Below are 20,580 nucleotides of genomic sequence, written 5' to 3' on the forward strand. Positions count from 1 at the left end.
CCCCGCATGGGCCTGATGGAGCACGCGATCTGGTGGCAGGTCTATCCCCTGGGAGCGACGGGGGCGCCGATCCGAAACGAGCATGGCGATCCCGCGCACCGGCTGACCCGGCTGGAGGGATGGCTGGACTACCTCGTCGAGCTCGGCTGCAACGGGCTCCTGCTCGGTCCTGTGTTCGCGTCGGTCTCCCACGGTTACGACACGCTGGACCACTTCCGCATCGATTCCCGGCTGGGCGACGACGCAGACTTCGACCGCTTGATCGCCGGAACCCGCGCCCGCGGGATCAACGTCATGCTCGACGGGGTGTTCAACCATGTTGCCCGTGAACACCCGCTGGTGGCCGAGCGCCCGGAGCTGATCCGTCAGGAGAACGGCCACCCCAAGGGCTGGGAGGGGCACGACTCCCTCGTGGAGCTCAATCACGACAATCCGGCGGTCCTGGACCTGGTCGCCGACGCCATGCTCCACTGGCTCCGACGCGGCATCGCCGGATGGCGCCTGGACGTGGCCTACGCCGTCCCCACCCGATTCTGGCGCGACGTCGCCGAGCGCGTCCGGGCCGAGTTCCCTGACGCCGTCCTCCTCGGCGAGGTCATCCACGGCGACTACTCCGCCTTCGTCCGCGAATCGACGCTGGACTCACTGACCCAGTACGAGCTGTGGAAGGCAATCTGGAGCTCGCTCAAGGACGAGAACCTCTGGGAGCTGGCTCACGCGTTTGAGCGTCACGCCGCGTTCTGCGCCGAGTTCCTGCCCCAGACCTTCGTCGGCAACCACGACGTCACCCGCATCGCCACCACCGTGGGCGCCCAACGGGCCGGCCTCGCGGCGACCATCCTGATGACGCTGCCCGGCATGCCCAGCGTCTACTACGGCGACGAGCAGGGATTCACCGGCACGAAGACCGAGGCCTGGCACGGCGACGACGAGGTCCGCCCGCCGCTGCCCGCTACGCCAGACGAGCTGTCCGCGCTGGGTGAGCCCCTCCACCGCCGCTATCAGGCCGCGATCGCGTTCCGCCGTCGTCACCCCTGGCTGGCCACGGCCTCACTGGAGGTTCTCCACCGAAGCAACACCGAGCTGGTCTACCGCTGCTCCTCCGCCGAGGGCGCGGCCGAGTTCCGCGTGGACCTCGGGGCGGGGATCGTCGCCGTGCGCTCAGGCCACGACTCGCTCATTCTGGACTGATGTTTCGGCCAGGTAACAATTGCCTTACGCTCTGCCACCGGGCATGGATTCAGTTGCTCGGCGCAGGCCGCCCGCATACTGTTTCCTCGCTGTGGCCCGGCCGCAGCATGTCCTGAATGACTTCGAGGAGGACCAGTAGATGGCTCAGAGCGTGTTCCCGCACCGCGAAAAGGTGGGTCTCTACGACCCGTCCTACGAGCACGACGCCTGCGGTGTCGCCTTCGTGGCCCAACTCGACGGCGTGCCCCGGCACCGGATCGTGGCCCAGGGACTCGAGGCTCTGCGCAATCTGGACCACCGCGGCGCCACCGGCGCCGACGAGGCAGCCGGTGACGGCGCCGGCATCCTGATCCAGGTCCCGGACCGGTTCCTGCGTGCCGTGGCGGGGGTCCACCTGCCGGAGGCCGGCGAGTACGCCGTCGGCCTGGCCTTCCTGCCCACCGACGACGCGCGACGCGCCGAGGTCAAGGCCGCCGTCGAGGCGATCGCCGGGGAGCTGGAGCTCGACGTGCTCGCCTGGCGTGAGGTGCCCGTGGAGACCTCGACGCTCTCGCCCATCTCGATCGGCGCGATGCCACGCTTCGAGCACCTGATCGTGGCAGGCCGCGAGGGGCAGACGGGGATCGACCTGGACCGGGTGGCCTACGTCCTTCGCCGCCGCGCCCAGCACGAGACAGGCCTCTACTTCGCCTCGCTGTCGGCGCGGACACTGGTCTACAAGGGCATGCTCACCACCGCGCAGCTGGAGGAGGTGTTCCCGGAGCTTCACGACGAGCGGATCGAGTCAGCGCTTGCCCTGGTCCACTCACGCTTCTCCACCAACACGTTCCCGGCCTGGGAGCTGGCGCACCCTTACCGCATGATCGCCCACAACGGCGAGATCAATACCGTGCGCGGCAACCGCAACTGGATGCGCGCCAGGGAGGCGCTGCTCACGTCGGACAAGTTCCCCGGAACCCTGGAGAAGCTGTTCCCGATCTGCACCCCCGACGGCTCGGATTCGGCCTCGTTCGACGAGGTGCTCGAGCTGCTGCACCTCGGCGGGCGCTCCCTGCCGCACGCCGTCCTCATGATGATCCCCGAGGCGTGGGAGGGCCACGCCGAGATGGACCCGCAGCGCCGCGCGTTCTACGAGTACCACTCGATGATCATGGAGCCCTGGGACGGGCCCGCCTGCATGACGTTCACCGACGGCACCATCATCGGTGGCTGCCTGGACCGCAACGGCCTGCGCCCGGGACGCTTCTGGGAGACCGCCGACGGACTCGTGGTGTTCGCCTCGGAGGCCGGCGTGCTGCCCATCGAGGCCGGAGACGTGGTCCGCAAGGGGCGCCTCCAGCCGGGCCGCATGCTCCTGGTGGACCTGGAGAAGCATTCCATTCTCTCCGACGACGAGGTGAAGGGTTCGCTCGCAGCTGAGCACCCCTACGAGAAGTGGGTGGCGGAGAACAAGATCGAGCTCGACGCCCTTCCGGGCCGTGCGCACATCGTGCACTCCCACGCCTCCGTGATCCGCCGCCAGCAGGTGTTCGGCTACACCGAAGAGGAACTCCGCCTCATCATCGCCCCCATGGCCAACACCGGCACCGAGCCGATCGGCTCCATGGGCACGGACTCGCCGATCGCGGTGCTGAGCAGCCGGCCGCGACTGATCTTCGACTACTTCAAGCAGCTGTTCGCGCAGGTGACCAACCCGCCGCTCGACGCGATCCGCGAGGAGCTCGTCACCTCGCTGACCACCAAGATCGGACCCGAGCGCAACCTGCTGGAGCCCACCCCGGAGGCGGCCCGGCAGCTCACCATGAACCGGCCGGTCCTGGATTCCGAGCAGCTCGCCAAGATCGTGCGCCTCAACAAGGACGGCGAACTGCCCGGGTACGGCACCCACGTGGTGCACGGCCTGTACAAGGTGGCCGGCGGCGGCAGGGCGCTGGAGAAGAAGATCGAGGAGATCTGCCACGAGGTGTCCGCGGCCATCCGCGGCGGAGCCCGCGCGATCGTCCTGTCGGACCGGCACGCCACCGCCCAGCTGGCGCCCATCCCGTCGCTGCTGCTCACCGCGGCCGTGCACCATCACCTGGTGCGGGAGAAGACCCGCACCCAGGTGGGCCTCGTGGTGGAGGCCGGCGACGTGCGCGAGGTTCACCACATGGCGCTCCTGATCGGCTTCGGAGCCGCCGCCATCAACCCGTACCTGGTGTTCGAGTCCGCGGAGGACCTGGCCCGCCGGGAGATGTACGTCGAGGTGAGCGCCGAGAAGGCCATCGCCAACGTCGCCAAGGCGCTGTCCAAGGGCGTGCTGAAGGTGATGAGCAAGATGGGCGTCTCCACCATCGCCTCGTACACCGGCGCGCAGATCTTCGAGTGCGTCGGCCTCAGCCAGGACGTGGTGGACCGCTATTTCACCGGCACCACGAGCCGGCTCGGAGGCCTCGGCCTGGGCCAGCTGGCAGACGAGATCCAGGCCCGGCACACGACCGCCTACCCCACGGATGGCATCCCGCTCGCGCACCGCAACCTCCTGGTGGGCGGCGAGTACCAGTGGCGCCGCGAGGGTGAGCCGCACCTGTTCGACCCGGAGACGGTCTTCCGCCTCCAGCACGCCACCTCCACCGGCGACTACACGATGTTCCAGCGCTACACCTCGCTGGTCAACGACAACTCCTCGCGGATCATGACGCTGCGCTCTCTGATGGACTTCAAGCCCACAGAGCCGATCAGCATCGACGAGGTGGAGCCCGTCGAGAGCATCGTCAAGCGGTTCTCCACCGGCGCCATGAGCTACGGCTCCATCTCCATGGAGGCCCACCAGACCCTCGCCGTCGCGATGAACCGCATCGGCGGCAAGTCCAATACCGGCGAAGGCGGCGAGGACCCGGAGCGGCTCCACGACCCGGCCCGCCGCTCCGCCATCAAGCAGGTGGCCTCCGGCCGCTTCGGCGTGACCTCGGAGTACCTCACCTACGCCGACGACATCCAGATCAAGATGGCCCAAGGCGCCAAGCCCGGCGAGGGCGGCCAGCTGCCCGGCCCGAAGGTCTACCCGTGGGTGGCCAAGACGCGTCACTCGACGCCCGGCGTGGGCCTCATCTCCCCGCCGCCGCACCACGACATCTACTCCATCGAGGACCTCAAGCAGCTGATCCACGACCTCAAGTGCGCCAACCCCTCGGCGCGGGTGCACGTCAAGCTCGTCTCCGAGATCGGCGTCGGCACGGTCGCGGCGGGCGTCAGCAAGGCCAAGGCGGACGTGGTGCTGATCTCCGGCCACGACGGCGGCACCGGCGCGGCGCCCCTGACCTCGCTCAAGCACGCCGGCGCCCCGTGGGAGCTCGGCCTGGCCGAGACGCAGCAGACGCTGCTGCTCAACGGGCTGCGTGACCGCATCGTCGTCCAGTGCGACGGCCAGCTCAAGACCGGCCGGGACGTGCTCATCGCAGCGCTGCTCGGCGCCGAGGAGTTCGGGTTCGCGACGGCGCCCCTCGTGGTGGCCGGCTGCATCATGATGCGCGTCTGCCACAAAGACACCTGCCCGGTGGGTGTGGCCACGCAGAACCCGTTCCTCCGGGGCAAGTTCCACGGGGACCCGGACCACGTGGTCAACTTCTTCATGTTCATGGCGCGCGAGGTGCGCGAGCTGCTCGCCTCCCTCGGGCTGCGCTCCCTCGAAGAGGCCGTCGGACGGGCGGACCTGCTGGACGTCGGCAAGGCGGTTGGCCACTGGAAGACCCACGGCCTCAACCTCTCGCCCATCCTCACGCAGATCGACGTCCCCGAGGGCACGCAGCGCCACTGCACCACGGTCCAGGACCACGGCCTGGACTCGAAGCTGGATGTCGAGCTGATCCGGCTGTCGGAGCCCGCGCTCGCCCGCGGCGAGCAGGTGCGCCAATCGTTGCCGGTGCGCAACGTGGACCGCACCGTCGGCACCATGCTGGGCCACGAGGTGACCAAGGCCACCGAGGGCAAGGGCCTGGAGCCAGGCACCATCGAGTTCACGCTCACCGGCACCGGCGGCCAGAGCTTCGGCGCCTTCCTGCCCCGCGGCATCACGCTGCGGCTCATCGGTGACTCCAACGACTACTTCGGCAAGGGACTCTCGGGCGGACGCCTCGTCGTCACCCCGCCGCAGGGGGTGCGCTTCGACCCCGCCGAGCAGATCGTCGCAGGCAACGTCATCGGCTACGGCGCCACCTCAGGGGCTATGTTCCTGCGCGGCCTGGTGGGCGAGCGCTTCTGCGTGCGCAACTCCGGGGCCACCGCCGTCGTCGAGGGCGTGGGGGACCACGGCTGCGAGTACATGACCGGCGGCGAGGTCCTCGTCATCGGGCCCACCGGCCGCAACTTCGCCGCCGGCATGTCCGGTGGCGTGGCCTGGGTGCTGGATCTGAACCCGCTGCGCCTCAACACCGAGTTGGCGGACCCCGTCGACCCGGAGCCTGAGGACGTGGCACGGATCCGGGAGCTGATGGACGAGCACCGCGCCGAGACAGGCTCCCTGGTCGCCGACGAGCTGCTCCAGCTCAGCGACGAGGACCTGCGCCTCCGCTTCACGAAGGTGCAACCGCGCGACTTCGCCCGCATCATGGCCGTCAAGGCCCAGTCCGTCTCCGACGGGCTGTCCGACGAGGACACCACCACACTGATGATGGAGGCCGCTCATGGCTGATCCCAAGGGTTTCATGACCACGCCACGGCAGGTGGCCGAGCGTCGCCCCGTGGAGGAGCGCGTACACGACTGGAAGGAGGTCTACCCGGGCACCCCGGGCAAGGCCCTCCTGCCGATCATCTCCCAGCAGGCCGGCCGCTGCATGGACTGTGGCATCCCGTTCTGCCACAACGGCTGCCCGCTGGGCAACCTCATTCCTGAGTGGAACGACCTGGTCTGGCGCGACGAGTGGCAGGCCGCGCTGGACCGGCTGCACGCCACCAACAACTTCCCGGAGTTCACCGGCCGCCTCTGCCCGGCGCCCTGCGAGACGGCCTGCGTGGTGGCGATCAACATGGACGCGGTGACCATCAAGAACGTCGAGGTGGCCATCATCGACAAGGCGTGGGAGGACTCCCGCGTCTTCCCGCAACAGCCTGAGTGGCACACCGCCAAGACGGTGGCCGTCGTCGGCTCCGGGCCGGCCGGCCTCGCCGCGGCGCAGCAGCTGACCCGCGCCGGGCACACCGTCGTTGTCTACGAGCGTGCCGACGCCATCGGCGGCCTGCTGCGGTACGGCATCCCCGAGTTCAAGATGGAGAAGGCCGTCCTCAACCGCCGCCTCAAGCAGATGGTGCTGGAAGGGACCCAGTTCAAGACCGGCGTCAACGTGGGCGTCGACATCACGGGCAAGGAACTCCTGGACCGCTACGAGGCCGTGGTGCTCGCCATCGGCTCCACCGTTCCCCGCGACCTGCCCGTCCCCGGGCGCGAGCTCGCAGGCATCCATCAGGCCATGGAGTTCCTGCCCCAGGCCAACCGCGCCGCGCTCGGCGAAGAGGTGGCGGACCAGATCACCGCCGAGGGCAAGGACGTGGTGATCATCGGCGGCGGCGACACCGGCGCCGACTGCCTCGGCACCTCCACCCGGCAGGGCGCACGATCCATCACCCAGCTTGAGATCCTGCCCATGCCCCCGGGGGACCGCCCCGCGGGCCAGCCGTGGCCCACCTACCCGATGACGTTCAAGATCACCTCGGCGCACGAGGAGGCCGGGGACCGGGTGTACTCCGTGTCCACCAACCGGTTCGTCGGCGACGACCAGGGCCGGGTCGCCGGCCTGGACATCGTCGAGGTCCGCTTCGACGCCGGCCGCTTCGTGCCGGTCGAGGGCACCGAGCGGCACATCCCGGCCCAGTTGGTGCTGCTGGCGATGGGATTCACCGGACCCCAGCAGACCGGCCTGGTCGAGGAGCTCGGGGTGGAGCTCGATCCCCGCGGCAACATCGTGCGCGATGACAAGTACCGCACCAGCGTGGAGCACGTGTTCGTGTGCGGCGACGCGGGCCGCGGGCAGTCGCTGATCGTCTGGGCGATCGCGGAGGGTCGGTCCTGCGCGCAGGGCGTCGACGAGCACCTCAGCGGCTCGTCGAAGCTCCCACGGCCGATCGGGCCTCAGGAGCGCCAGCTGCTGGTCTAGGGGTCAACTTCGCTCATCCGTCGCTCCCTGAGGAGGGCCGCCCGCGGAGCGGCGTGGCCTGTCCCCATCGCTCCCTGAGGAGGCGCGCCGCCGAAGGCGCGGGTGCCGTCTCGAAGGGTCGTGACTACCACCTTCACGCGCTCCCCGCACTTGGTCCTCCTGTGGCGTTGTCTGCTCCGGGTGTGGGCCGGCAGGGCGGCGTTGGGGTTGGGTCTGCTTGGGCGGGATGCCGGTTGGGTGATCGTTGGGTTGGGCACCGCTGCGCAGTGCCGCCCTGCCGTCCCCCACCCTTGCGCTCGGGAGCGGGACCCTTTGGACCTGAACCCCCGACAAGCCAGCGGAGACGACCATTGGTGTCCTGCGTCAGGCCGATGGGGCTGTCTCGCACCGGGAGGGTCCCACAGGGATAGGCTCGGCAGATGAAGACACTGTTCGCCGAGTTCACCGCGCTGCCCGGACACGAGGATCGGGTCGCCGAGTTGATGGCCGGCCTCACCGCGAAGGTCCGCCAGGAGCCCGGCAACGTGGTGTTCCTCCCGTTCACCCGGGAGGACCACCCGCGACGATGGTTCGTCTTCGAGCAGTACCGCGACGACGACGCCTTCCTGGCGCACATCACGGCCGAGTACGGCGCTGAGTTCAACGCGGAGCTGGTCCACCACATCGTGGAGGACGGCTCGCACCTCACCTGGTTGAACGAGCCCTGAGCCGCCCGCGTTTCGTGAAGCGCTAGCCTGCTGACTGCCCGGACGAGTGAACGGGCGGGGGAGGAGTCACCGTGCTGGGCCTGCTCGCGTCGTCGCCCCTGCTGACCATCATGCTGGTCGTGGCGTTGGGCGCCGCGTTCGGCATGATTCCCTTCGGGCCCCTCAAGCTCGGCGCCGCGGGGGCCTTGTTCGTCGGCCTCGCCGTGGGCGCGCTGGACCCCGCGCTCGGCGACGGACTGGCCCTGATCTCCACACTCGGGCTCGCCCTGTTTGTCTACACCGTGGGCATCGCGGCGGGGGAGACCTTCTTCTCAGACCTCCGGCGCCAACTCCCGCTGATGATCCTCGCGGTGGCGGCCATTGCCGCCGTGACGGCCCTGGCCTCTCTGATCGGCTCCTGGCTGGGCCTCGGCACCGGCATGGTGGCCGGGCTCATCGCGGGCGCGCTCACCTCGACTCCGGCACTCGCCGCCGCCACCGCCGCCACCGGCAGCCCCGACGCCGCCGTCGGCTACGCCCTCGGCTACCCGGTGGGCGTGATCCTGGCCATCGTCGTGGTGGCGCTCGTGGTGGGACGGAAGTGGCCCGGCCGGAACGACCCGGCGCCCGCCTCGGCCGACGCCATCGTGGCCGAGTCCGTGCACGTCAAGAGGCCCACCTCCCAGCGGGGCGTGCCCGGCTGGGCGGACGAGAGCATCAAGATGAGCTACCTCGTCCGCGACGCCCGCACCCGGGTCCTGGCCCCCGGTGAGGACCTGCAGGCCGGGGACGAGGTGCTCGTGGTGGGCGCACCGGCCGCCGTTGAGGAGGCGATAGCCTACCTCGGGCACCGGCTGTCCCGGGAGCTGACCGACGACCGCGCCTTCGTGGACTTCACGCGGTTCGTGGTGTCCTCGCCGTCGGTGGCGGGGCGTACCGTGGCGCAGCTCAACCTCCCGGGGCGCTTCGGGGCGGTGATCACCCGGGTGCGCCGCGGCGACTCGGATCTCCTCGCCCGTGACGACCTCGTCCTGCAGCTCGGCGACCGGGTCCTGGCGGTGGCACCCCAGGAGGAGTTGGACGACCTGTCGACGTTCCTGGGGGACTCCGAGCGACGAGTCGCAGAGGTGGATGCCCTCGCGCTCGGCCTGGGGCTGGTGGCCGGCCTGCTGATCGGCACGATCGCGGTCCCCATGCCCGGAGAGGCCGTGTTCTCCCTCGGCTCCGCAGCCGGACCTCTCCTGGTGGGCATGGTGCTGGGCGCCACCCACCGCACCGGCCCGCTGATCTGGGCCATGCCGCTCACCGTCAACCTCACCATCCGGCAACTGGGCCTGCTGCTGTTCCTCGCCAGCGTCGGCCTGGCCTCGGGGCCGCTGTTCGCCGACCAGGCGCTCACCGCCACCGGGCTCCGGGCCGGGCTCCTGGCGGCCATCATCGTCGCGTTCTCCGCCGTCGTCTTCCTCGCGGGCGCCAGGTTCCTGGGGCTCAGCGCCCCCCGCGCCGCCGGGGGCTTCGCGGGTTACATCGGCCAGCCGGCCATCCTGTCGTTCGCCACCTCACGGGTCAGCGACGGGCGTGTCGACGCGGGCTACGCCGCCCTGTTCGCGTTGGGGATCATCGCCAAGATCGTCGCCGTGCAGGTGCTGGGGGCGGTGGCGTGACCCACCGGCCGCGCCACAGGGCCGGCGCGGCCAGGGGCGAGTATGGTGGGGTCCCGTCGCCCGCTGACGGATGGAGGAGATGACAGATGGCCGATACCTTCGTTCACCTCCACAACCACTCCGAGTTCTCCATGCTCGACGGCGCTGCCCGCGTCAAGGACATGTTCAAGCAGGCCGAGAAGCTCGGCATGACGGCGCTGGCCATCACGGACCACGGCAATCTGTTCGGCGCCTACGAGTTCTACAAGGCTTCGAAGGAATTCGCCGTCAAGCCCATCATCGGGCTCGAGGCCTACCTCACTCCCCGCACCCACCGCTCCGAGCGCAAGCGGGTCCAGTTCGGGGACGGCACCGGCGACGACGTGGCCTCCAAGGGCGCCTACACCCATATGACGATGTGGGCCTCCAACCAGGAGGGCATGCACAACCTCTTCCGGCTCAGCACACGCAGCTCGCTGGAGGGGTTCTTCTACAAGCCGCGCGCGGACCGGGAACTGCTCAACCTGTACGGGAGGGGCCTCATCGGCACCACCGGCTGCCCCTCAGGGGAGGTGCAGACGTTCCTGCGGCTCGGCCAGTACGACAACGCGCTCGCCACCGCCGCCGAGTTCCGCGACATCTTCGGCGAGGGCAACTTCTTCGTCGAGCTGATGGATCACGGGCTGGAGATCGAGACCCGGGTCCGGCACGACCTGCTCAGGCTCGCCAAGGACCTGCGGCTGCCGCTGGTGGCCACCAACGACTCGCACTACGTCCACGCCGACGACGCCGACGCCCACGACACGCTGCTGTGCGTCTCCGCGGGCTCCCGCAAGGCGCAGACGGACAGGTTCAAGTTCGACGGCAACGGCTACTACATGAAGTCGCCCGCGGAGATGCGCGCCCTCTTCCACGAACTGCCCGAGGCTTGCGACAACACGCTGGCCATCGCCGAACGCATCGAGACCACCTTCGACGAGGGCTCCGGCACCTACATGCCGAAGTTCCCCTGCCCCGAGGGGGAGACCGAGGACACCTGGTTCCTCAAGGAGGTCCAGCGCGGGCTCGCCGCGCGCTATCCCGGGGGAGTGTCCGCCGAGGTCGCGGACCGGGCGCACTTCGAGATGGGCATCATCACGCAGATGGGCTTCACCGGCTACTTCCTGGTGGTGGCGGACTTCATCAACTGGGCGAAGAAGAACGGGGTCCGTGTCGGCCCCGGCCGAGGCTCGGGCGCAGGCTCCATGGTGGCCTACGCGATGCGCATCACAGACCTGGACCCCATCGAGCACGGTCTTCTGTTCGAGCGCTTCCTCAACCCCGAGCGCGTCTCCATGCCGGACTTTGACATCGACTTCGACGACCGCCGCCGCGGCGAGGTGATCGCCTACGTCACCGAGAAGTACGGCTCGGACAAGGTGGCGCAGATCGTCACCTACGGCTCCATCAAGGCCAAGGCCGCCGTCAAGGACGCCGCGCGCGTGCTGGACATGCCCTTCGCCATCGGCGAGCAGATCACCAAGGCCATGCCAGCCGACGTGATGGGCAAGGGGGTCCCGCTGGCGGACCTGTTCAACGAGAACCACAAGCGCTACAACGAGGGCAGCGAGTTCCGCGAGCTGTACCAGGGCTCCCCGGACGTGCGCACCGTCGTGGACACAGCCATGGGGCTGGAGGGGCTGAAACGCCAGTGGGGCGTGCACGCCGCCGGTGTCATCATGTCCGCCTCCCCGCTGATCGACATCATCCCGCTCATGAAGCGGGAGGCCGACGGGGCCATCATCACCCAGTTCGACTACCCCGGCTGCGAGTCCCTCGGGCTGATCAAGATGGACTTCCTGGGCCTGCGCAACCTCACGGTGCTCGACGACGCGGTGCGCAACGTCAAGCTCAACAAGGGCATCGACGTGGACCTCGACACCCTCACCCTCGACGACCCGGCCACCTACGCGCTGCTCCAGGCCGGAGACACGCTGGGGGTGTTCCAGCTCGACGGCGGACCCATGCGGGCCCTGCTGCGCCAGATGCAGCCGGACTGCTTCGAGGACATCTCCGCCGTGGGCGCCCTGTACCGACCCGGCCCCATGGGCGCCGACTCGCACAACAAGTACGCGCGCCGCAAGACCGGCCGCGAGCCGGTGGAGCCCATCCATCCGGAGCTCGCCGAGGCGCTGGAGCCCATCCTGGGGGAGACCTACGGCCTGATCGTGTATCAGGAGCAGGTGATGGCCATCGCCCAGCAGCTGGCCGGATACTCGCTCGGCAGCGCGGACATGCTGCGCCGCGCCATGGGCAAGAAGAAGAAGTCCGAACTGGACGCCCAGTACGAGATCTTCTCCGGCGGGATGCAGGAGCGGGGCTACTCGCAGGACGCAGTGCGCACCGTGTGGGACATTCTGCTGCCGTTCTCGGACTACGCGTTCAACAAGGCACACTCCGCCGCCTACGGCCTGGTCTCCTACTGGACGGCGTGGCTGAAGGCCAACCACCCCGTCGAGTACATGGCCGCCCTGCTGCAGTCCGTCCGCGACGACAAGGACAAGTCCGGCCTCTACCTCGCCGAGTGCCGCCGGATGGGCATCCAGGTCCTGCCGCCGGACGTCAACTCCTCCGAGTCCGCGTTCACCCCCGTGGGTGACCACATCCGCTTCGGCCTCGGCGCGGTCCGCAACGTGGGCGACAAGGTTGTCAGCGCCTGGATCGTCGAGCGCCAGCGGAAGGGCCCGGCCACGGACTTCCACGACTTCCTGGACAAGTCCCCGCTGCTGATGTGCAACAAGCGCACCATCGAGTCGCTGATCAAGGCGGGGGCCTTTGACGAGCTCGGCCACGCTCGGCGCGCGCTGATGGGCATCTTCGAGACCGCCGTCGACTCCATCATCGACGTCAAGCGCAACGCCGAGAACGGCCAGGACGGCTTCGACTTCGGACTGAGCCTCCCCGACGATTCGTCCGGCCCCGCCCTGCACGCCCAGGTGCCGCAGGTCGATGAATGGGACCGTCGCACCAGGCTCGCCTTCGAGCGGGAGATGCTGGGCCTCTACGTCTCGGACCACCCCCTCAACGGCCTCGAACACGTGCTGCAGGCCAACAGTGACCGCCCCATCGCGTCAGCGGCCGCAGGCGAGGGCTTCCGCGGGCAGACCAAGCTGTGCGGCCTCATCACCTCGGTGAACCGTCGGGTGAACAAGGCCGGCAACATCTGGGCGCAGGTGGTGCTGGAGGATCTGACCAGCTCCATCGAGGTGACGGTCTTCCCCCGCGTCTACGACCAGGTGGCCGCCCACCTCGCGCCGGACACGATTGTCGCGGTGGAGGGCACGGTGGAATCCGGCGAGGACCGCGGCCGGATGCGCGCCCAGCACCTCGTCTCGCCCCACGTCAGCGCGGAGGGCAACGTCGGGCCGCTGGCCCTGACGCTCCCGGCCGTGCGCTGCACCCCCGGCGTGGTGGCCCGGATCAAGGAGATCCTCGCCCAGTACCCGGGGGCCGCGGAGGTGCACCTGCAGCTGCGCACCGGAGACCAGGTCAAAACCTTCAGGTTGGGCGACGGTTTCCGGGTGGAGCTCACCTCGGCGCTGTTCGCGGACCTGAAGGCGGTCCTCGGGCCCAGCTGCGTCGGCGTCGGAAGGCAGGACTGATGGCCGAGGATGTGCTGGTCATCTCCCGCCGGGGCAGGTTGTCGGAGCTGTGGGACAGCACCGCCTGGCGCGTCGCGGCCTACCTCGCCGCGGCGGTGGCGCTGGGCGTGATCGCAGGCCTGCTGTGGTCCTCGCTGTCCCCGCTGCCCGCCTTCACCATCAACAACGACATGACGGCCTCGATCAACGAGCGCAGCCAGACGGCGATGGTGGCTGCGGACGTCACGTTCACGGTGCTCACCGGCGTTGTCGGGCTTGTCCTGGGGGCCGTCGGCTGGGTGATTCTGCACCCCAAGGGCTGGGTGGTGATCGCTGTCCCGCTGATCGCGGCGCTGGCGGCAGCCCTCACGGCGTGGCAGACAGGGCTGCTCGTGGGCGAATCCGGTTTCGTTGACCGGCTCGCCGCCGCCCAGGCCGGCGACGTGGTACGCGTGGACCTGGCGTTGCGGTCGATGTCGGCGCTGCTGGTGGCGCCCTTCGCGGCTATCACGCCCATCATGCTGATGGCCGCCTTCTGGCCGGAGCCCCGCGTGGACCGGCCCACGGAGGAGCCCGTCGGCACGGTCTAGACTTGGGCAGCGTGCTGCGAGTTCTTGACCTGACCGGCGTCAACGACGCCTACCGTGACCACCTTCCGCGTGGCCAATTCGACGTGGAGGCCGCGGTCTCCGTCGTGGCTCCCATCGTCGAGGCCGTGGCCCATCGCGGTGAGGACGCGCTGCGCGAGTTCTCCCAGCGCTTCGACGGGGTGGACCCCACCCACCTCAGGGTGCCGGCGGAGGCGCTGGCCAGGGCGGCCGAGGAGCTGGACCCGGAGCTGGCCGCCGCGTTCGCCGAGGCCATCCGGCGCCGCCGCCACGTGGCCGAGGCGCTGGAACTCGACGGCAACCCGGCCCCTGCGCTGCTGGCCGCGGGCGCCCGGGTGGGGTTGCGCAACATCCCCGTCGATCGGGTGGGGCTCTACGTGCCCGGAGGTCTCGCGCCCCTGTCCTCCAGCGTCATCATGAACGTGGTGCCGGCCCAGGTGGCGGGCGTCGCGTCGATCGCGGTTGCCTCCCCGCCGCAGAAGGACTTCGGCGGCCTCCCGCACCCCAACATCCTCGCCCTGTGTCACATCCTCGGCGTGGAGGAGGTCTACGCCGTGGGCGGGGCGCAGGCCATCGCCATGTTCGCGCACGGCGTCCCCGGGCTCTGCGAGCCCGTCTCCCTCATCACCGGCCCCGGCAACATCTACGTGGTGGCCGCCAAGCGCCTGGTGCGCGGGCTCGTGGGCATCGACTCCGAGGCCGGCCCCACCGAGATCGCCATCATCGCCGACCACACCGCCACCCCGGCGTTCGTGGCCGCGGACCTCATCTCGCAGGCCGAGCACGACCCCATCGCGGCGTCGGTCCTCATCACGGACTCGGCGGAGCTTGCGCAGCGGGTGCAGGAGGAGCTGGCGGTGCAGGTGGCCGCCACCAGGCACGTGGAGCGGGTCCGCACCGCTCTCGGCGGCCAGCAGTCGGCGGTCGTGATGGTCCGCGACATCGATCAGGCCGTCGCCGTGGCGGACGCCTACGCCGCCGAGCACCTCGAGATCCAGACCGAGAACGCGGAGGCCGTGGCCAACAGGATCCGCAACGCGGGCGCGATCTTCGTCGGCGACTACGCGCCGGTGTCGCTGGGCGACTACTCGGCCGGCTCCACCCACGTGCTGCCGACTGCGGGCTGCGCCTGCCACTCGTCGGGGCTGACCGTGCGGTCGTTCATCAAGACGGTCCACGTCATCGGCTACACGGCCGAGGCGCTGCTGGCGATCGCCGACGGGGTGGAGCGCTTCGCGCTGGCCGAGGACCTGCCCGGGCACGCCAACGCCATCACCGTGCGGAGGCCGCAGTGATCACGCTGGAGGATCTGCCATTGCGGGCGGACCTGGTGGGCCAGGAGCCTTACGGTGCCCCGCAGCTGGACGTCCCCGTGGTGCTCAACGTCAACGAGAACCCGTACCCGCCCTCCCCGCTGATCCGCCACGAGATGGCCGCGGCCATCGTCACCGCGGCCGGCACCCTCAACCGGTACCCGGACCGTGAGGCGCTCGCGCTGCGCGAGGATCTCGCGGCCTACCTCGGGCACGGGCTGACGGCGGAGCGGATCTGGGCCGCCAACGGGTCCAACGAGATCATGGCGCACCTGCTCACCGCCTTCGGCGGACCGGGGCGCCGCGTGCTGGCGTTCACCCCCACCTACTCGATGTACCCCGAGTACGCCCGCAACACCTGCACCGAGTACGTCACCGTGCCCCGGCACCCGGACTTCACGCTCACCGCGGACCTCGTCCTCGACGCTGTCCGCGAGACGGAGCCCACCGTCGTGATCATCGCCACCCCCAACAACCCCACCGGCACCGTGGTGCCGGTGGAGGTGATCGACGAGATCTGCTCGGGCACCGAGGCCATCGTGGTGATCGACGAGGCCTACCAGGAGTTCTCGGCCAAGCCGTCGGCGCTGGAGCTGCTGGACAGGCATCCCCGGATGGTGGTGTCGCGGACCATGTCGAAGGCCTTCGCCCTGGCCGGCGGGCGCGTGGGGTACCTGGCTGCGGCGTCGGCCATCGTCGACGCGTGCCGGATCGTCCGGCTGCCCTACCACCTGAGCGCGCAGACGCAGGCGGTGGCCAGGGTGGCGCTGGCCCACGCAGACGAGCTACTGGCCCAGGTGCGTCAGCTGGCCGCGGAGGCCCGCGGCTTCGAGGCCTGGGCGAGGGGCCGCGGCTACGCGGTGATCGACTCCGAGGCCAACTTCACCCTCGTCGGGCGGTTCGCGGACCGGCACCGGGTCTGGCAGGACCTGCTGGACCGTGGCATCCTGATCCGCGAGACCGGACCCGCCGGCTTCCTACGCGTCTCGGCGGGCACGCCGACCGAGATGGCCATCCTCCGCGACGCGCTGGAGGACCTGAATCCACCCATCGAAGGGACCACGCTGTGACCCGCACCGCCACCGTCGAACGCTCCACCAGCGAATCGAGGATCACGGTCACCGTGGACCTGGACGGCACAGGAGCCTCCAGCATCAGCACCGGCGTGGGGTTCTACGACCACATGCTGACCGCCCTGTCCAAGCACTCCCTCATCGACCTCACCGTCGAGGCCACGGGAGACCTGCACATCGACGGGCACCACACCATCGAGGACACCGCCATCTGCCTCGGCCAGGCGCTGAAGCAGGCGCTGGGGGACAAGTCCGGCATCCGTCGCTTCGGGCACGCCGTGGTGCCCCTCGACGAGGCGGTGGCGGACTGCGTCGTCGACGTGGCCGGCCGCCCGTACGTGGTGTGCTCCGGAGAGCCGGACGGACAGGTGTACGCACAGATCGGCGGCTCGGGAGTGCCCTACGCCGGCTCCATGACCTACCACGTGGTGGAGGCGCTGGCCCTCAACGCAGGCCTCTGCGTCCACCTGCGGCTGCTGTCCGGCCGTGACCCCCACCACATCGTCGAGGCCCAGTTCAAGGCCCTGGCCCGCGCCCTGCGCGACGCCGTGGAGCTGGACCCTCGGGTCCAGGGCATTCCCAGCACCAAGGGCGCGCTCTGAGCCGCCGGGTGGGTCTGCTCGACTACGGCTCGGGCAACCTGCATTCGGCCGCCCGCGCGTTCGCCAACGCGGGCGCGGACCTCGTCGTGACCTCGGACCTGTCAGAGCTGCGCCGCCAGGACGCGCTCGTCGTGCCCGGTGTGGGCGCCTTCGCGGCCTGCATGGCGGGGCTGCGGGCCGCCGGGGGCGTCGAGCTCATCTCCGGGTGGGTGGAGGCCGGACGGCCACTGTTCGGCATCTGCGTGGGTCACCAGGTCCTGTTCGACGGCGGCACCGAGCACGGGGTCGACACGCCAGGGCTTGGGCTGTTCCACGGACGGGTCGTGGAACTGGACGCCCACCGGCTGCCGCACATGGGCTGGAACACCGTGACCCCGCCGGAGGGCAGCGTGCTCTTCGACGGGTTGGCGGCGGAGCGCTTCTACTTCGTGCACAGCTACGCGGCGATCGCACCGCCCCCGGACGCGCTGGTGACGCTCTCCCGCCACGAGGACGCCACGTTCGTGGCCGCCGTCGAGCAGGGGCCGGTGAGCTCCACCCAGTTCCATCCTGAGAAGTCCGGGGCCGCCGGTGCGCGGCTCATCGCGAACTGGCTCGGGTCCTGGTAGCCCCGTTTCAGCTAGGGTTGGGCGTCGTGGAGAAGTTGCAGCTGTTGCCAGCCGTCGACGTGCAGGACGGCCAGGCCGTCCAGCTCGTGCAGGGGATCGCGGGGTCACAGAAGGAGTTCGGCGACCCGCTCGCCGCTGCCCTCAGATGGCAGCACGGGGGAGCCGAATGGCTGCACCTCGTGGACCTGGACGCCGCCTTCGGCCGCGGCAGCAACGCTGAGCTGCTGCGCTCCATCGTCGGCAGCCTCGAGATGAACGTCGAGCTGTCCGGCGGGATCCGCGACGACGAGTCCCTTGAGCGGGCGCTGTCCACCGGCGCCAGGCGGGTCAACATCGGCACCGCTGCCCTGGAGAACCCCCAATGGTGCGAGCGGATCATCGGCCAGTACGGGGACCGGGTCGCCATCGGCCTCGACGTGCGCGGCGAGAACCTCGCCGCCCGCGGCTGGACCACAGAGGGGGGCCCCTGGCCCGAGACTCTGGACCGGCTCGTCGCCGCCGGATGTGAGCGGTTCGTCGTCACCGACGTCAACTCCGACGGCATGCTCACCGGCCCCAACATCGAACTGCTCACCGCCGTCGCGCAGCGCAGCGGCCAGAAGGTGATCGCCTCCGGCGGGATCGCCACGCTGGAGAACCTCCGGGCTCTGCGCGGCCTCGTGGACCGCGGGATCGAGGGCGCCATCATCGGCACGGCCCTCTACCTCGGCCGGTTCACCATCGAGGAGGCACTCGCCGTGGCCGAAGGAGACCTCTGATGCCCAAGCCACCCGCGAGTACGTTCGGCGAGGTCAACTCGGCCCGCGTGCACGTCCCGCCGCTGCTGAACGGCCGGATCGCGGACCTGCTCGCCGGCAAGAAGATCGTGATGACCGGCGTCACCGGGTTCATCGGCGAGCAGCTCCTGTGGAAGGTGCTCACCGAATGCCCGGACACCACCACCGCCGTCCTGGTGCGCCGGAAAGGCTCGGTCACGGCCGAGCAGCGCGTCGTCGGCCTCCTGGGCAAGAAGATCTTCAAGCCCATCGTCGAGGCTGCCGGCGGCGTCGAGAAGCTGATGGCAGAGCGGGTCTCCGTCATCGAGGGTGACCTGCCCAACGTGCCGGACCTCCCGCGCGACCTCGACGTGCTCCTGCACTGCGCGGGCGACGTGTCCTTCGATCCGCCCATCGACCAGGCCTTCATGACCAACGTCATCGGCACCAAGGCCCTCCTGACGAAGCTGCGCGAGGCCTGCTCGGACGAAGACGGCACGCTGGTCAAGGTGCCCCACTACGTGCACGTCTCCACCGCCTACACCGCGGGTCGTCGGCGCGGCGCCATCCCCGAGGCAGCGCACGTCCACGACGTGGACTACGAGGCTGAGACTGTCGCGGCGATGGCGATGAAGGAGCACATCGAGGCCCGCTCCCGCGAGGCGGGGCAGCTGACGAAACTCCGCAGGGAGGCCGAGGCGCTCCACGCGAAGGCCGGCTACCTGACCACCTCCCGCGACACCGAGCGGCGCCGCCAGGAGTGGGTCAAGACCGAGCTGGTCCAGGCCGGCACCGAGCGAGCCCGTTCCCTGGGCTGGACCGACGTCTACACCTTCGCCAAGGCGCTGGGGGAGCGGGTGGTGGCGGACCTGGGGCAGGATTTCCGGATCTCCATCTACCGTCCCGCCATCGTTGAGTCCTCCCTGAAGCACCCCTATCCGGGCTGGATCGAGGGGTTCAAGATGGCGGAGCCGTTGATCCTGGCCTACGGCCGGGGTCAGCTGCCTGAGTTCCCGGCCTCCCCGGATGCGGTCATCGACATCATCCCCTGCGATTTCATCGTCAACGGCATCGTCGCGGTTTGCGCCACCACCCCAGAGGTGGGCCGGCCGGAGTACTACCACGGCAGCTCCGGGGCCAGGAACCCGCTCACCTTCCGCGGGGTCTACGAGCACGTCCGCAGCTACTTCGAGGCTCACCCCTACACGTTCGGCCAGGGCTCGACGCCGCTGGCCACCTGGACCTTCCCCGGCGCCGAACCCATCGAGAAGTTCATGTGGGTCGCGGGCAAGGGCGTGACGGCGGCCAACAAGCTGCTCAGCTTCGCGCCGCGCGGAAAGTCAACCCGGGCCTGGGCCACCCAGCTGGACAAGTCCGCCAAGCAGCTGGACTTCCTCAGCAAGTACCTCACCCTGTACGGCGAGTACCTGCAGTCCGAGCTGCACTTCGTCGACGACGCCGCCCTTGCGCTGCACAACTCCCTGCACCCTCAGGACTTGGACATCTTCGGGTTCGACTCGGCCTCCTACACCTGGACGCACTACATGGAGGAGGTGCACATCCCGGCCATCACGGACCCTGTGCGCCGACTCGAGGCGGCCCGGAAGCGCCGGCAGGCCCGATCGGCCACCTTCAGGGAGCTGAAGCCGGCGGAGCCGGGCACCGTGGTGGCGGCCTTCGACCTGGACGGCACCGTCATGGCCACCAACGTCGTCGAGACCTATCTGTGGGCGCGCCTGCCCGAGCTCTCCCCGATGAGACGGGCGCTGGAGGTGGCCCGGGTCACCGCCCAGCTGCCCGTCTACCTGGGCGCTGAGCGACGTGACCGGGGCGTCTTCCTGCGTTCCATCTACCGCCGCTACGCCGGGGCGGACCTGGCGGCGCTGGAGCAGTTCGTCGACGAGAAGCTGGCGCCCCTCATCCTCGACCGGATGTCCCCGGACGCCATCCGGCGCATCCGCGAGCACCGCGACGCCGGCCACACCACCATCCTGATGACCGGCGTGATCCGGCCCCTCACCCGCCCGTTCGAGGGCCTGTTCGACACCATCGTGGCGGCCGAACTGGCCACTGACGAGAACGGCCGCTGCACCGGGTTCCTCAGCGGACCGCCCATGGTGGGCGAGTCCCGCTCGGCCTGGCTCACGCACTACGCGTCGCTGCACGACATCGATCTCACGCAGTGCTACGGATACGCAGACAGCCACGTGGACCTCCCCATGCTCACCACCGTGGGCAACCCGGTGGCGGTCAGCCCCGATATCGGCCTCATGCGAGCGGCAAAGGCCAAGGGCTGGTCCATCGTCGAGTGGCCTGCCATGTCTCCGCTGCCCCGCTGGAGGATGTCGTGAAC

Annotated in this window: 13 protein-coding genes; all 13 read left to right on the forward strand. The window is 69.7% G+C overall.

Annotated elements, in window-relative coordinates:
* The first annotated feature begins 6 nt into the window (after positions 1 to 6).
* Complete coding sequence (locus H5399_RS08690; RefSeq protein ID WP_182782662.1) at positions 7 to 1,191, forward strand: alpha-amylase family protein; 1,185 nt, start codon at positions 7 to 9, stop codon at positions 1,189 to 1,191.
* 139 nt (positions 1,192 to 1,330) lie between these two features.
* Positions 1,331 to 5,860, forward strand: coding sequence for a glutamate synthase large subunit (gene gltB / locus H5399_RS08695; RefSeq protein ID WP_182782663.1), 4,530 nt, complete (start codon positions 1,331 to 1,333; stop codon positions 5,858 to 5,860).
* The gene (locus H5399_RS08700; protein ID WP_182782664.1) at positions 5,853 to 7,319 is read left to right on the forward strand and encodes a glutamate synthase subunit beta; all 1,467 of its coding nucleotides are present in this window, start codon (positions 5,853 to 5,855) and stop codon (positions 7,317 to 7,319) included. The genes gltB and H5399_RS08700 overlap by 8 nt, the downstream gene beginning before the upstream one ends.
* 419 nt (positions 7,320 to 7,738) lie before the next feature.
* The gene (locus H5399_RS08705) at positions 7,739 to 8,026 is read left to right on the forward strand and encodes a putative quinol monooxygenase (RefSeq protein ID WP_182782665.1); all 288 of its coding nucleotides are present in this window, start codon (positions 7,739 to 7,741) and stop codon (positions 8,024 to 8,026) included.
* Positions 8,027 to 8,136: 110 nt separating this feature from the next.
* A complete protein-coding gene (locus H5399_RS08710) occupies positions 8,137 to 9,669 on the forward strand; it encodes an aspartate:alanine exchanger family transporter (protein WP_182783087.1) in 1,533 nt (510 codons plus the stop codon).
* An 86-nt stretch (positions 9,670 to 9,755) separates the two neighbouring features.
* A complete protein-coding gene (gene dnaE, locus H5399_RS08715) occupies positions 9,756 to 13,289 on the forward strand; it encodes a DNA polymerase III subunit alpha (RefSeq protein WP_182782666.1) in 3,534 nt (1,177 codons plus the stop codon).
* A complete protein-coding gene (locus tag H5399_RS08720; RefSeq protein ID WP_182782667.1) occupies positions 13,289 to 13,858 on the forward strand; it encodes a hypothetical protein in 570 nt (189 codons plus the stop codon). Before dnaE ends, H5399_RS08720 begins: the two co-directional genes overlap by 1 nt.
* Positions 13,859 to 13,869: 11 nt before the next feature.
* Positions 13,870 to 15,171 carry a histidinol dehydrogenase gene (hisD, locus tag H5399_RS08725; RefSeq protein ID WP_182782668.1) on the forward strand — a complete coding sequence of 434 codons (1,302 nt, stop codon included), beginning with the start codon at positions 13,870 to 13,872 and terminating at the stop codon, positions 15,169 to 15,171.
* Entirely contained in the window at positions 15,168 to 16,259 is a 1,092-nt protein-coding gene (locus tag H5399_RS08730; protein ID WP_182782669.1) for a histidinol-phosphate transaminase, read from the forward strand. The genes hisD and H5399_RS08730 overlap by 4 nt, the downstream gene beginning before the upstream one ends.
* Positions 16,256 to 16,864 carry an imidazoleglycerol-phosphate dehydratase HisB gene (gene hisB, locus H5399_RS08735; protein ID WP_182782670.1) on the forward strand — a complete coding sequence of 203 codons (609 nt, stop codon included), beginning with the start codon at positions 16,256 to 16,258 and terminating at the stop codon, positions 16,862 to 16,864. Before H5399_RS08730 ends, hisB begins: the two co-directional genes overlap by 4 nt.
* A gap of 8 nt (positions 16,865 to 16,872) precedes the next feature.
* A complete protein-coding gene (gene hisH, locus H5399_RS08740; RefSeq protein ID WP_182782671.1) occupies positions 16,873 to 17,472 on the forward strand; it encodes an imidazole glycerol phosphate synthase subunit HisH in 600 nt (199 codons plus the stop codon).
* Between the two features lie 26 nt (positions 17,473 to 17,498).
* Entirely contained in the window at positions 17,499 to 18,230 is a 732-nt protein-coding gene (gene priA / locus H5399_RS08745) for a bifunctional 1-(5-phosphoribosyl)-5-((5-phosphoribosylamino)methylideneamino)imidazole-4-carboxamide isomerase/phosphoribosylanthranilate isomerase PriA (protein ID WP_182782672.1), read from the forward strand.
* A complete protein-coding gene (locus H5399_RS08750; protein WP_182782673.1) occupies positions 18,230 to 20,578 on the forward strand; it encodes an HAD-IB family hydrolase in 2,349 nt (782 codons plus the stop codon). Before priA ends, H5399_RS08750 begins: the two co-directional genes overlap by 1 nt.
* Positions 20,579 to 20,580 lie beyond the last annotated feature (2 nt).

Source organism: Tessaracoccus sp. MC1627, from assembly GCF_014164725.1.
In the GTDB taxonomy this organism is placed as follows: domain Bacteria; phylum Actinomycetota; class Actinomycetes; order Propionibacteriales; family Propionibacteriaceae; genus Arachnia.

Bases quoted from the DNA above. Each gene is read 5' to 3' on its own strand.
- H5399_RS08705 (WP_182782665.1), top strand. From the start codon at position 7,739: ATGAAGACACTGTTCGCCGAGTTCACCGCGCTGCCCGGACACGAGGAT.
- H5399_RS08700 (WP_182782664.1), top strand. From the start codon at position 5,853: ATGGCTGATCCCAAGGGTTTCATGACCACGCCACGGCAGGTGGCCGAG.
- H5399_RS08750 (WP_182782673.1), top strand. From the start codon at position 18,230: ATGCCCAAGCCACCCGCGAGTACGTTCGGCGAGGTCAACTCGGCCCGC.
- H5399_RS08710 (WP_182783087.1), top strand. From the start codon at position 8,137: ATGCTGGTCGTGGCGTTGGGCGCCGCGTTCGGCATGATTCCCTTCGGG.
- dnaE (WP_182782666.1), top strand. From the start codon at position 9,756: ATGGCCGATACCTTCGTTCACCTCCACAACCACTCCGAGTTCTCCATG.
- H5399_RS08690 (WP_182782662.1), top strand. From the start codon at position 7: ATGGGCCTGATGGAGCACGCGATCTGGTGGCAGGTCTATCCCCTGGGA.
- H5399_RS08720 (WP_182782667.1), top strand. From the start codon at position 13,289: ATGGCCGAGGATGTGCTGGTCATCTCCCGCCGGGGCAGGTTGTCGGAG.
- gltB (WP_182782663.1), top strand. From the start codon at position 1,331: ATGGCTCAGAGCGTGTTCCCGCACCGCGAAAAGGTGGGTCTCTACGAC.